This is a genomic window from Streptomyces mirabilis (assembly GCF_018310535.1).
Lineage (GTDB): Bacteria > Actinomycetota > Actinomycetes > Streptomycetales > Streptomycetaceae > Streptomyces.
Genome location: NZ_CP074102.1, coordinates 5900523 through 5912926, shown reverse-complemented (window position 1 = coordinate 5912926; position 12404 = coordinate 5900523). Strand labels below are relative to the sequence as shown.

The following is a 12404-nucleotide window of genomic DNA, read 5'->3' as shown; positions in this document are numbered from 1 at the left end:
GCACAATGGCCGGGCAAGGGCAGACGTGAGGAGGCAACGGTGACAACCGCTGGATCGCCCGTTCGGGGCCGTTCCACCCGGCAGCGTGCCGCCGTGGCGGCGGCGCTCGACGAGGTGGACGAGTTCCGCAGTGCGCAGGAGCTCCACGACATGCTCAAGCACAAGGGTGACTCCGTCGGACTCACCACCGTGTACCGCACGCTGCAGTCCCTCGCCGACGCCGGCGAGGTCGACGTACTGCGTACCTCCGACGGCGAGTCCGTCTACCGCCGCTGCTCCACCGGCGAGCACCACCACCACCTCGTCTGCCGCGTCTGCGGCAAGGCGGTCGAGGTCGAGGGTCCGGCCGTCGAGAAGTGGGCGGAGGCGATCGCGGTGGAGCACGGTTATGTGAACGTCGCGCACACGGTGGAGATCTTCGGTACCTGTGCGGAGTGCGCTGCCGCCAAGGGGTAACGGGGGGGTCGTTTTCGGGCTGCGGGTCGGTGGGGGCTGGGCGCGCAGTTCCCCGCGTCCCTGAAAGGGGCGCCTCCTGACGGAGCGCCCCCTCACGCATCAGGCCCTATTCCTCGCGGCCCCTCATGCCCTGCTCCATCGCGAGCAGTTGCTCGTTCGGGACAGCGCCGCCGAAGCGGCGGTCGCGTTGGGCGAACTCGACGCACGCCCGCCACAGGTCGCGCCGGTCGAAGTCCGGCCACAGCACGTTCTGGAAGACCATCTCGGCGTAGGCGCTCTGCCAGAGCAGGTAGTTGGAGGTGCGCTGCTCGCCGCTCGGCCGCAGGAACAGGTCCACGTCCGGCATGTCCGGGTAGTAGAGGTACTTCGCGAAGGTCTTCTCGGTGACCTTCGACGGGTCGAGCCGGCCGGCCTTGATGTCCTCGGCCAAAGCCTGCGCGGCGTCGGTGATTTCGGCGCGACCGCCGTAGTTCATGCAGAAGTACAGCGTCAGCCGGTTGTTGTCCTTGGTCTGCTCCTGGGCGATCTGGAGCTCCTTGGCCACCGACTTCCACAGCTTGGGCATCCGGCCCACCCAGCGGACCCGGATACCGAGTTCGTCGAGCTGGTCGCGGGTCTTGCGGATGAAGTCGCGGTTGAAGTTCATCAGGAAGCGCACCTCGTCGGGCGAGCGCTTCCAGTTCTCGGTGGAGAAGGCGTACAGCGAGATGGCGCCGACCCCCATCTCGATCGCGCCCTGCAGCACGTCGAGGACGCGCTCGGCGCCGACCTTGTGCCCCTCGGTGCGCGGCAGCCCGCGCTCCTTCGCCCAGCGCCCGTTCCCGTCCATCACGATCGCCACGTGGTTCGGGATCAGCTCACCGGGGAGCTTGGGCGCGACGGCACCGGACGGGTGGGGTTCCGGCGTCTTGTACTCGCGGCGCTGGCGTCCCAGGATCCCGCGTACGACCATGTGCTTCTCGTCTCCCTCAGTCTTACTTTTCCACGTACCGGAGTGAGCGCAGCCCGCGCTCCAGATGCCAGTGCAGATAGGCCGACACCAGCCCGCTGCCCTCCCGGACATACCGCGGCTCGCACGCGTCCGCGGTCTCCCAGTCTCCCGTCAGCAGCGCGCCGAGCAGTTCGAGGGCCCCCGCCGAGGGTACGACGCTGCCGGGCACCCGGCAGTCCACGCAGACGGAACCTCCCGCCGCGACCGAGAAGAACCGATTCGGTCCCGGCATCCCGCACTTCGCGCAGGCGCTGAAGCTGGGCGCGTAGCCGTTCACGGCGAGGGAGCGCAGCAGGAAGGCGTCGAGGACGAGGTGCGGCTCGTGCTCGCCCCGGGCGAGGGTGCGCAGCCCGCCGACGAGCAGCAGATACTGCTGCACGGCGGGCTCGCCCTCGTGATCGGTGAACCGCTCGGCGGTTTCGAGCATGGCCGTACCGGCGGTGTAGCGCGCGTAGTCCGTCACGATCCCGCCGCCGTACGGAGCGATCGTCTCGCTCTGCGTGCACAGCGGCAGGCCGCGCCCGATCAGCTCGCTCCCCCGCGCGAAGAACTGCACGTCCACGTGCGAGAAGGGTTCGAGCCGCGCCCCGAACTTCGACTTGGTCCGCCGCACGCCACGGGCCACGGCCCGTACGCGGCCGTGACCGCGAGTGAGCAGCGTGATGATCCGGTCCGCCTCACCCAGCTTCTGGGTGCGCAGCACGATGCCGTCGTCGCGGAACAGGCTCATGGGGCCATTCTCGCGTATGCGAGGGCATGCACCGGCGGGTGCCGTACTTCTTGCAAGTGAACATGGCCGACTCGCCTGGCGGCCGACCGCCCACGCCGGACGAACAGGCGTGGGGCTTTCCGGCGAGCCCACCGGTCGTGGCACCGGCCTGGCGGGACGGCGCCCGCCAGGCCCGGTCGGCCCGGATCCTCAACGGCTGAGAGGTCCCCCTACTCGATCACGCACTCGCCAGGAGGGTGGGGGCACTCTTGGGACGGGCCGCCACGCCGGGCTCCGCTGCGCTGACGTCCGCCGAACCACCGCTCACGGGACCTCACCGCGGCTGCGTGCGTTCGCATACGCCGTGGCCGCGCTGAGCCGCTCCGCCGCGGTGGCCCGCCGGACGGTGTCCGGCTCGCAGTCCCACTCCTTGCCCCCACCCAGCGGTCTCAGCTGTACGTACGGTCCCTCGTGTCCCATCACCATGCCCACCTTCTCCGTGCGCGTGTCGACGACGTACGAGCCGATCGGCGGCTTCATCGGGGGCCTCAACGCAGCGCCGCCACGAGCCGGGCCGCGACCTCCATGGAGCAGCCGCCCAATTCGACGCGCGGACAAGGTGCCTCGCGCGCCAAACTCGCCGGGTCGATCCGGAGCGACGGCAACGTAATTCCGGCCCTCTTCAGTGCCGCCCGCAATTCCTTCACCGTTACCTCCGCCTCTTCGACGCAGAGCGCCGAGTGTTGTGCCTTCACCCTGTTCCCCCGACTTTCCGAGTTTCACTCTTCGCGTCTCCAGAGTGACGCTCCGCATCTACACTCGGCAGGAGTCTGTCCTCTACAAGTTCGGTGCAGCGTAAGGGGTTTGGCCATGGCCAACGGTTCGCGGCAGGCGGCGTGGGAGTTCTTCGGGGCGGAGCTGAAACGACGACGGGAGGATGCCGGTTTCACCCAGGTGGAGCTGGGAGCGCGGGTATTCGTCTCCGGGGGTTACATCGGCCAGTTCGAACAGGCCATTCGGAAACCACAGTTGGATGTGGCCCAACGGATCGACGCACTCCTGCAAACCGACGGCTTTTTCGAGCGCACGTGGCAAAAACTGATTGACGACAAGCGGTACGCGGATTACTTCGCGGAGGTGGTGGAGCTTGAGAGGACCGCGACGAGGATCGCGGAGTTCGCGCCCGCGCTCGTACCGGGCTTGTTGCAGACGCCCGCGTACGCGCGTGCGGTAATGCTGGCGGGCAACCCGTTCGTCACCGACGCGTACATCGAGGAGAAGGTGACGGCCCGCATGGAGCGGGCGCAGATCCTGGGCGCCGCCCTGTGTATTGGGCAATCCTGCATGAGCACGTGGTGCGGATCCCGGTCGGCGGCGGGGCCGAAATGGCCAAGCAGCTGGATCACATCGCGGACCTGGTGCGGCAGCGGAAAGTCTTGGTGCAGGTGCTGCCGACCAGCGCGGGAGCTTACCCGCTCATGGGCCGGATGCTGACGCTCATGGAGTTCGAGGACGCCCCGCCAACTGCCTATACAGAGGCGGTGTATTCGGGCAATCTGCTGGACGATCCAGGCCTGGTGAAGCGAGTGCAGCAGACATACGATCTGCTCAGGGCCGCCGCACTGCCGCCGGAGGCGTCCCCGGCCCTGCTCTCGTCGGCGGCGGAGGACCACAGACGATGCGCGAGTACGACCTGAGCTCGGCTCAGTGGCGCAAGAGCAGCTACAGCGACGACAACGGCGGCAGCTGCATCGAGGTCGCGTACGACTTCCCCGGCGCCGCCCGCTGGCGCAAGAGCACGTACAGCGACGGCGACGGCGGTAACTGCCTCGAAGTCGCCGACGGAGTCCCCGGCATCGTCCCCGTCCGCGACAGCAAAGTCACCGACGGCCCCGTCCTCCTCATCGGCGCCCTCGCCTGGACGGCGTTCCTCCGTACCGTCGCGAAGTGACCTGACACCCGGCCCCCTGCGACACAGGTACTAGTGTGATGCCGCAGAACAGGCGTGCGACACAGGGGATTTGGGAAAGGTGACCGGCCATGCCGCTGAGCACCGGGGAATCGGGGTCCATCGGGTCGATAGGCGGCTACACGCTCGTCGACCGGCTCGGCAGCGGCGGTATGGGCGTCGTCTACCTGGGACGTTCCGCCTCGGGACGGCAGGTCGCGGTCAAGGTCGTACACGCGCAGTACGCGCAGGACGAGGAGTTCCGCGTCCGCTTCCGGCAGGAGATCTCCGCGGCCCGCCGGGTGAGCGGAGCGTTCACCGCTCCCGTGGTGGACGCCGATCCGGACGCCGAAGTGCCGTGGATGGCAACGTTGTACGTACCGGGCCGGACGCTGTCCGAAATCGTGGCGAAGGAAGGCCCGTTGGGCGGGGACGCGCTGCGCACGCTGGCGCTGGGGCTCGTCGAGGCGCTGCGGGACATCCACGAGGCGGGTGTGGTGCACCGGGACCTCAAGCCGAGCAACGTCCTAGTGGCCGAGGACGGTCCGCGCGTCATCGACTTCGGTATCTCGCGCGCCGCCGACAACCAGACCCTCACCGTGACGGGACGGCTGATCGGCACCCCGCCCTTCATGTCCCCGGAGCAGTTCGCCTCGCCCCGGGACGTCACCGCCGCCTCGGACGTGTTCTCGCTGGGCTCGCTGCTGGTGTACGCGGCCACCGGCAACCGTCCCTTCGACGGTGGCAGCCCGTACATGACGGGCTACCAGGTGGTGCACGAGCAGCCGGTCCTGGACGGCGTACCGGAGCCCCTCAGGAGCATCGCCGAGCGCTGCCTGGACAAGGACGCGACCGCCCGGCCCGACCTCACCGAACTGCACCGGCTGTTCAGGGACCTGCCGGACGTGACGACCGCTCCGGCGTCGTCGGGCCGGCCGACCGTCGCGGGCGGACGGAGGGCCACCCAGAGACACGGTGACACGACGACCTCGACGGGCACCGGCCGCCGTCGTCGCCGGGTGCGTCTCCTCGTCGCCCTCGGCGCGGCCCTGGCCGTCACGGCGGTGTCCGCGTCGGTGTACTACATGGTGTCGGGCCCGAAGACCACCGAGGGCACACCCGGCGGGCGGACACCCGCGTCCCGCGCCGCCGCTTCTCCCGCCGCGGCGCTCCCCACCGGCTGGAAGCCCTGGCGTGCGAACCTCACCCAGGCCCCGGACAAGGCGTACGCGGACATCTCCATCAGCGGCTCGGACTCCGGCTGCGTGTCGGGCGGCTCCTCCCTGTACTGCGCGGGGTCCGGCTTCACGGTCGCCAAGCTCGACGCCGCCTCCGGCCGCGTGGAGTGGCGGGTCGGCCACAGCCCGCAGACCACGCTGCCGCTCGGCGTCCGGGACGGGATCGTGTACACCTACGAGAAGCCGGGCCTGAACGTGCGCGAGACCTGGCGGCTGGTCGCCCTCGACGCCCGCACCGGAAAACGGCTCTGGTACCGCCCGATCAACGAAGTCCGGCCCGCCGTCCTGTTCGACGGCGGCGCCCTGGCGAAGTCGGACGACGGGGACGACGGGACGGAGTTCGTCGCCTTCGACGCCAGAACGGGCAAGGACCTGTGGCGGACACCGGCGAAGTCGTCGGCGGGCAACTCCTGCACCCCACTGGCCCTGGACGGCGTCCCCTACGGCCTGTGCACGCCGGAGAACACCGACACGGGCTCGACCGGCCTGGTGCGCCTCGACCCGGCCGACGGCACGGCGCACGACCTCGCCACACTCCCCCGCGGGGTGGTGCCGCTCGGCACCGTCGGCGGGCAGCCGCTGTTCGCGGTGCCACGGAACGCGGCGCAGGACGAGCTCGCCGACGACACGGACACACCGTACTCAAGCCTGCTGAGAGTGAACCCGACCAGCGGCGACCTCGTCCGGATCCCCCTGGCGGGCCCCCCGCGCGGCTCGGTCACCCTCCTCGACGGCGTCGTGTACTTCGTCCGGCCCGACGGGACCGTCACAGCGGTCAGGGTGACCGACGGCGCCCGGCTCTGGCAGCGTGAGACGCAGATCGAGAATCTGTCGAAGCCGGCGCTGTCGACGACGTACCACGACCTCTTCTTCGCCAACCGCTACGGCCGGCTGCTCGCGCTCGACCGCGCGACCGGCGCCGCGCGGTGGAACACGGACAAGCTGGACAACCCCGGGAACTCGCCGGAGACCACGGTCCCGAGCCTGCTGCTCGTGAAGGACGCCATCGTCGCCGTGGCGGGCGACACCGCCTTCTCCGTACGCCCGGACCGCCCCAAGGCCGGACCGAAGCCGGCCGCGACCAAGAAGTGACCCACGCCGTCGGCCGACCGCTTCACCGGCGCCTCACCGGTTCGCCGAGACCAGACCCGCCTCATAGGCGATGATCACCAGCTGGACCCGGTCCCGTGCGTCCAGCTTGGACAGCAGGCGGGTCAGGTACGTCTTCGCCGTGGCGACGCTGATGAAGAGCCGTTCGGCTATCTCGGCGTTGGACAGACCCGTGCCGACCAGGGTGAGGACCTCGCGTTCGCGGTCCGTGATCGCGGTCAGGTCGCGGCGTGGACGCGCCGGCTCGGAGGAGCGGGCGGAGGTGAAGTCCTGGATCAGGCGGCGGGTGACGCTGGGGGCGATGAGGGCGTCGCCGGCCGCCACGACCCGTATGGCACCGATGATGTCGTCCAGAGCCATGTCCTTGACCAGGAACCCCGACGCGCCGGCGCGCAGCGCCCCGTACACGTAGTCGTCGTCGTCGAAGGTGGTCAGGACGACGATCCTCGACTCGCCCGCACCCGCCGTGATCCGACGGGTCGCCTCTATGCCGTCCACGCCCGGCATGCGGATGTCCATCACCACGACGTCGGGCCGGAGTTCCTCGGTGCGGGTCACCGCCTCCTCGCCGTCCGCGGCCTCCCCCACCACCTCCACGTCCTCGATGTCGGCGATGACCATCCGCAGGGCCGTGCGAATCAGCTGCTGGTCGTCGGCGAGGACGACACGGACCGGCATCAGACGGCCACCGTCGCCGACGTCGCCGTCGCCGGGACCGGGAGGCGGGCCGTCACCCGGAATCCGCCCTCGGGACGAGGTCCCGCCGTGAACTCGCCGTGCAGCAGGGCCACCCGCTCGCGCATCCCGACCAGGCCGAAGCCGGTGTCGGTGGTGCCGCCCCGGCCCCGGCCGTCGTCGGTGACTTCCACGGCCACGCATTCCTCCAGGTAGTCGACCGTCACCCGGCAGGCGGCCGTCTCCGCGTGGCGTACGACGTTCGTGATCGACTCCTGGACGATCCGGAAGACGGAGAGGTCGATGTCCGGGGGGAGTTGGCGGCGCGGGCCCTTCCAGTGGACGTCGACCTGAACGCCCGCCGCCGTTGTCGCGGCGGCCAGGCGGTCGAGGTCGGCGAGCCCCTCGACCGGGCGCAACCGGTCGGCCTCGGCCGAGGCGGCGGCCTGGTTCTGGTCCCGGTCCTGGTCCCGGTCCTGGTCCCGGTCCTGGTCCGCCTGGCGCAGGGCGACCAGCATCCGGCGCAGCCCCGACAGGGTCTCCCGCCCGGTCGTCTCCACCGCCGTCATCGCCTCGCGCGCGGCATCCGGCTGGGTGTGGACGACGCGGGCCGCCGCCCCGGCCTGGAGGGCGATGATGCCGATGCTGTGGGCGACCATGTCGTGCATCTCGCGGGCGATGCGCAGGCGTTCGTCGGTGACCGCCTGGATGGCGGCCTGGGCGCGGAGCTTCTCGCCGTACTCGCGGGTGCGGTGGGAGGCGTCGCCGAGGAGCCAGGCGACGACGGCCGTCAGCGCCACGGTCAGCTCTTCCAGCGTGCCGATGCCCCATCCGCGCAGCAGCCGTACGGACTCCCAGACCAGCAGGACGGCGAGCGCCATGGAGAGGGCGGTGACTCCGGTGCGGCGGGGGCGGCCGGCCGCGATGAAGTAGAGGGCGAGGTCGACGGCGAGGAACTGGGCCAGTTGGATCGCTCCCACGGCCAGGTTGGTGGTGAGGAAGGCGGCGGCCGCAAGGAGCAGGGTGAGGGCGGTCAGCGGCCGTCGGTGCAACCACATGCTGCCGAGCAGCGCCAGAGCGCAGGCGACGGTAAGGATCAGCAGGCCGTCCCAGCGGTAGAACTGGGCGGCGACAAGCACGTTGGCCGTCATCTCACCGGGGAGCCGGATGCGGGCGAGGAAGGTGAACGCCGTGCTCGCGCACCAGGCCAGGGCCACCCAGGCACCGGGCGGCACGAGCTTGAGGCGGGGCGGGAGCGGCATGGCATGCATGCGGCGATCGTAGGCATGGGGGCCGTGGACGGGCATCGGTCCGTGGACGTACACCCCTGGTCGACACCGGACGGGGAGAGTGTCGGCCACAGGGCGATACCGCGCGGGGGGTACCGACGAGACGGTGGTCGGTGTGATCGAAGTCAACGAACTGACCAAACGGTACGGCGACACCACCGCCGTACGGAATCTGACGTTCCAGGTGCGCCCGGGGCGCGTCACCGGGTTCCTCGGCCCGAACGGCGCGGGCAAGACGACGACGCTGCGCATGCTGCTCGGCCTGATCGGGCCGACCGGCGGGAGCGCGACGATCGACGGGCAGCCGTTCCGGCGTCATCCGCGCGGGCTGCGGCACGTGGGCGCGCTGCTCGACGCGGGCGATGTGCACGGCGGGCGCAGCGCGCGGGCCCATCTGGAGGCGCTGGCGCGGAGCAATCGCATCGCCCGGAGCCGGGTGGACGAGGTGCTGGAGGAGGTGGGGCTCGCGGGGGCGGCGGCGCGGCGCAGGGTCGACGGTTTCTCGCTGGGCATGCGGCAGCGGCTCGGCATCGCCACCGCGCTGCTCGGCGATCCGCCGGTGCTGCTCTTCGACGAACCCCTCAACGGGCTCGATCCGGAGGGTGTGTTGTGGGTGCGGGGGCTTTTTCGCAGGCTCGCGGCCGAGGGCCGTACCGTCTTCGTCTCCAGCCATCTGATGTCCGAGATGGAGCACACCGCGGACGAGTTGATCGTCATCGGCCGGGGTGAGCTGATCGCCGCGGAGAGCGTGACCGAGTTCGCGGCGCGCGGCACCCGGCCGACGGTGACCGTGCGAACACCGGACCTCGCGAAACTCACGGCCGTGCTGTCCGAGGAGGGCGCGGCGGTGGCGCCGTACGACGACCGGACCCTCAAGGTGACGGCCCTGAGCGCGGCGCGCATCGGTGAACTCGCCTTCCGGCACCGGATCCTGCTCGAGGAACTGACCCCGCAGACCGTGTCCCTGGAGGCCGCCTTCATGGAACTGACTGTCGACAGTACCGAGTTCCTCGCCGGAGACGCCCGATGACCACTCTCGCCCTCACCCCCGCTCCCGCACACCCCGTGGCGCGGTTCACCGATCTCCTCGCCGCCGAGTGGATCAAACTCCGTTCCCTGCGCTCGACCTACTGGGCACTCGGCGCGGGCGCCCTCGCCGTCATCGGCTTCAACGCCAACGCGGCGCGGGTGCACGCGCACGACTATCCGCGCTTCAACCCCCAGATGCGCTCCTTCGCCTGGGAGTTGGCCTTGCGCGACGCCTTCACCGACGGATCGGCACTGATCCTGATCCTCGCGGCGGCGAGCATCGGCGCGATCACGGTCGTCGGGGAGTACTCGACGGGCCTGATCCGTACGACCCTCGCGGCCGTCCCGGACCGGCGTGCCGTGATGGCGGCGAAGGTCGTGGTGGTGACGGCGGTCATGACGCTGTACGGCGCGTTCGTCGCGAGTGCCTCCTTCGCCTCGACGCAGGCGATCCTCACCACCCGTCACGCCTCCGTGTCGATCACCCACTTCGGTGCCCTGCGCGTGGTCGTCGCCTCCGCGCTGCTCGCCCCGGTCTGCGCGCTGGCGGGCATGGCCCTGGGAGCCCTGATCCGGCACAGCGCGAGCACGATGGTCGCCGTCACCGCCGTCCTGCTCCTCGTCCCCAGCTTCATCACCGACCGCTACCGCTGGACGGCCGCCATACGGCACGCCATGCCCGTCAACGCCTGGACGCGGCTGACCGACATCGCCTACGGCCGCGATCCCTTCACCCGGCTCCCGCGCTACGGGGCGACGGTGACGGGCAGTTGGGTGGTGCTGGGAGCCTGGGCGGTGGTGTCGGCGTTGATCGTCGTGGTGGCGGTGGACCGCCGGGACGTGTGAGAGGCCGTACGGGACAGGCGTGTACGGGGTTGTCAGTGGGCGGCCGTACTGTGCACCCGACGCACACAACGCCGTACGGCATCACGCGCACTGGAGGAACCATGTCCGCGAGCGCCCGTCTCGTCACCACGCTCGCAGGCCCGCTGGAGTCGGCCACGGCCGGCTTCCCAGGAGAGCGGTGCCTGCCCGACCGGACGCTGATCCTGCAGAGCGACGACACCCAGGTGGCCGTGTACGACCTGGCCGCGGCGCTCGCGGGTGAGGCGTCGGTGGTCCGCTTCCCGAGGCCGTGGCCGCGCCGCTTCGGGACGTGCACCGTGTCGCCGGGGCTGGACGTCGCCGTCTTCGCGGGCGTGCACGCGGTGCGGGCGGTGGACCGGCGGGGCACCACCCTGTGGGAGGTGCGGCACGGCTGCTGGGCGGGGAACTGCCAGGAGCTGCACGCCTCGTTCGAGGAGTACGGCGAGAGCGGTGAAAGCACCATCGGCCGCGAGCATCTGTACGCCGACAGCGGCTCGGTGGTCTTCTCCGCCGACGGCAAGCTCGTGTGGGCCCATGTCCGCGGGCCGCTCGCGGCGGGGGACGAGGATCCGGACGTGATCGAGGAGTGGCTGGTGCTGGACGCCACGGACGGGACGGTCCTCGGGCAGGCGGACACCCAGACCGTGGCCGCCGGTTCAGGGCACGTGTCGCACCCGGACCCCGGACAGATGGGGCTGAGCGTCGGCGAGGGGCAGGACGGGGCGCCGCTGCTGTGGGGCCGCTGGGACGGCGAGCGGCTCTCCGTCGAACGGATCGACGACGACCGGTGTCTGCTCGCCGTGAGCCCGTCGGGTGAGCACTTCCTGACCGTGACCCACTATCAGGAGCTCCTGTCCCTGCACCGCGCCGAGGACGGCTCGGTGGTGTCGGAGCTGGACGCGGAGGAGGTCGTTCCCGATCACCCCGCCCTGGATCCGGACGACGACGAGCCCGAGGTGCGCTGGGACTACTACGGCGGCTTCGTCGACGAGCACACCGTCATAGCGGGCACCACCGAGGCGGACGAGGAGTACGGGCCGGGGCGGCACTGGCTGGTCGACGTACGGGACATGCGGCTGCTCGGCGAGATCACCTACCCGCTCCCGATATCCGGCGTGCCCAACCCTCTGGGCGACGGCAGCTGGTACACGATCGCCGAGGACACGAAGGAACTCCAGGTGTGGCGCCTGGCCGGCGTCTAGGGGCGGACAGGACCCCGTACTCAGCCCACTCCCCTGGACTCCTGGGCCGCCCTCGCCTCGATGCCGCGGAAGTGGTCGGCCATCGCGCGTTGGGCGGCCTCCACGTCTCGGGCGCGCAGGGCGGTGACGATGTCGCGGTGGCGGCGGACGGTCAGTTCGGGGGACGGGTCGTCGGTCCAGCCGCGTACGCCGGCGACCCGGCTGAAGACGGTCCAGAAGGCGCCCAGGAGCTGCGGCACGAGTGCGTTGCCGAGTGAGGCGTACAGCAACTCGTGGAATTCGCGGTCGAGTTCGGGGAAGGGGCGGCCTGAGCGGCCCGCCTCCTCCATCTCGGCCACGACCGCTTCGAGGCGGTCCAGCTCCGGCTCGGTGAGCACGGCCGCCACCCGGCGTATCAGCCCCTCCTCCAGCACCTCCCGTACCTGGAGGATCTCCGCGAGCGCCCCGGTCTCGTTCTTGTCGTCGGGCTGGGCGAGCGTGCGGAAGGTGAGGCCGTCGACGAAGGGGGTCAGCGAGGCCTCGCCGACGTAGGTGCCGTAACCGTGCCTGATGTCGACTATGTCGAGGGCCTGCAGGGCCTTGAGGGCCTCGCGGACGGAGTTGCGGCTGACGCCGAGGTCCTGCATCAGCTCGGTCTCGGTGGGCAGCGGGGCGCCCGCCTGGAGTCTGCGGTCGAGGATCAACTGCATGACCTCGCGCTGGATCTGGCTGCTCACCCGGCGCTCGGACCTGCGCTCGGGCCCGCGCCGGTTCCCGGTCTCCTCAGACATGCGCCGCATCGTACGCTCACTGGACATCCGACGTCCCACCTCTGGGCGGATTCAGCACCAACTACCCGTGTTTCAGGGCTTCATTGGTCGCACCTCTGGAAGATACGCCATTCGTGTGCG

At 70.5% G+C, this 12404-nt stretch carries 13 protein-coding genes and 1 pseudogene; 8 read left to right on the top strand and 6 right to left on the bottom strand.

Annotated elements, in window-relative coordinates; genetic code table 11:
• The first annotated feature begins 39 nt into the window (after positions 1-39).
• The gene (locus SMIR_RS26000) at positions 40-456 is read left to right on the top strand and encodes a Fur family transcriptional regulator (protein ID WP_054235481.1); all 417 of its coding nucleotides are present in this window, start codon (positions 40-42) and stop codon (positions 454-456) included.
• 106 nt (positions 457-562) lie between these two features.
• Here the strand turns inward: SMIR_RS26000 and SMIR_RS25995 are convergent, their stop codons facing one another.
• Together SMIR_RS25995 and recO are read right to left on the bottom strand one after the other, a co-directional pair.
• Positions 563-1408, bottom strand: coding sequence for an isoprenyl transferase (locus SMIR_RS25995; RefSeq protein ID WP_101405267.1), 846 nt, complete (start codon positions 1406-1408; stop codon positions 563-565).
• Positions 1409-1430: 22 nt separating this feature from the next.
• Positions 1431-2177 (bottom strand): DNA repair protein RecO, encoded by a 747-nt coding sequence (gene recO, locus SMIR_RS25990; RefSeq protein WP_054235479.1) that lies wholly within the window; start codon positions 2175-2177, stop codon positions 1431-1433.
• Positions 2178-2239: 62 nt separating this feature from the next.
• Between recO and SMIR_RS25985 the strand changes: the two genes are divergently transcribed.
• A complete protein-coding gene (locus SMIR_RS25985) occupies positions 2240-2377 on the top strand; it encodes a hypothetical protein (protein WP_168491347.1) in 138 nt (45 codons plus the stop codon).
• A gap of 103 nt (positions 2378-2480) precedes the next feature.
• Here the strand turns inward: SMIR_RS25985 and SMIR_RS25980 are convergent, their stop codons facing one another.
• Positions 2481-2696 carry a hypothetical protein gene (locus SMIR_RS25980; RefSeq protein WP_168491350.1) on the bottom strand — a complete coding sequence of 72 codons (216 nt, stop codon included), beginning with the start codon at positions 2694-2696 and terminating at the stop codon, positions 2481-2483.
• A gap of 330 nt (positions 2697-3026) precedes the next feature.
• Between SMIR_RS25980 and SMIR_RS25975 the strand changes: the two are divergent.
• The 3 genes and pseudogenes from SMIR_RS25975 (at position 3027) to SMIR_RS25965 (ending at position 6434) form a co-directional block, all read left to right on the top strand.
• Positions 3027-3853, top strand: a pseudogene (locus SMIR_RS25975) (helix-turn-helix domain-containing protein).
• Positions 3835-4107 carry a DUF397 domain-containing protein gene (locus tag SMIR_RS25970; RefSeq protein ID WP_168491354.1) on the top strand — a complete coding sequence of 91 codons (273 nt, stop codon included), beginning with the start codon at positions 3835-3837 and terminating at the stop codon, positions 4105-4107. Before SMIR_RS25975 ends, SMIR_RS25970 begins: the two are co-directional and overlap by 19 nt.
• A gap of 89 nt (positions 4108-4196) precedes the next feature.
• Positions 4197-6434 (top strand): serine/threonine-protein kinase, encoded by a 2238-nt coding sequence (locus SMIR_RS25965; protein ID WP_168491356.1) that lies wholly within the window; start codon positions 4197-4199, stop codon positions 6432-6434.
• Between the two features lie 33 nt (positions 6435-6467).
• Here the strand turns inward: SMIR_RS25965 and SMIR_RS25960 are convergent, their stop codons facing one another.
• Both SMIR_RS25960 and SMIR_RS25955 read right to left on the bottom strand, forming a co-directional pair.
• Positions 6468-7130, bottom strand: coding sequence for a response regulator (locus SMIR_RS25960; protein WP_168491359.1), 663 nt, complete (start codon positions 7128-7130; stop codon positions 6468-6470).
• On the bottom strand, positions 7130-8398 hold the full coding sequence (locus SMIR_RS25955) for a sensor histidine kinase (protein ID WP_212727443.1): 1269 nt from the start codon (positions 8396-8398) through the stop codon (positions 7130-7132). Before SMIR_RS25955 ends, SMIR_RS25960 begins: the two co-directional genes overlap by 1 nt.
• Positions 8399-8531: 133 nt before the next feature.
• Here SMIR_RS25955 and SMIR_RS25950 point away from each other — a divergent pair, with 133 nt between their 5' ends.
• The 3 genes from SMIR_RS25950 to SMIR_RS25940 all read left to right on the top strand — a co-directional run bounded on the left by SMIR_RS25950 (position 8532) and on the right by SMIR_RS25940 (position 11514).
• On the top strand, positions 8532-9446 hold the full coding sequence (locus SMIR_RS25950; RefSeq protein WP_212727442.1) for an ABC transporter ATP-binding protein: 915 nt from the start codon (positions 8532-8534) through the stop codon (positions 9444-9446).
• Positions 9443-10291 carry an ABC transporter permease gene (locus SMIR_RS25945; protein ID WP_168491366.1) on the top strand — a complete coding sequence of 283 codons (849 nt, stop codon included), beginning with the start codon at positions 9443-9445 and terminating at the stop codon, positions 10289-10291. The genes SMIR_RS25950 and SMIR_RS25945 overlap by 4 nt, the downstream gene beginning before the upstream one ends.
• Before the next feature lie 101 nt (positions 10292-10392).
• A complete protein-coding gene (locus SMIR_RS25940) occupies positions 10393-11514 on the top strand; it encodes a hypothetical protein (RefSeq protein WP_212727441.1) in 1122 nt (373 codons plus the stop codon).
• Positions 11515-11534: 20 nt separating this feature from the next.
• Here the strand turns inward: SMIR_RS25940 and SMIR_RS25935 are convergent, their stop codons facing one another.
• Complete coding sequence (locus SMIR_RS25935; protein ID WP_248002906.1) at positions 11535-12284, bottom strand: FadR/GntR family transcriptional regulator; 750 nt, start codon at positions 12282-12284, stop codon at positions 11535-11537.
• Between the last annotated feature and the right edge of the window lie 120 nt (positions 12285-12404).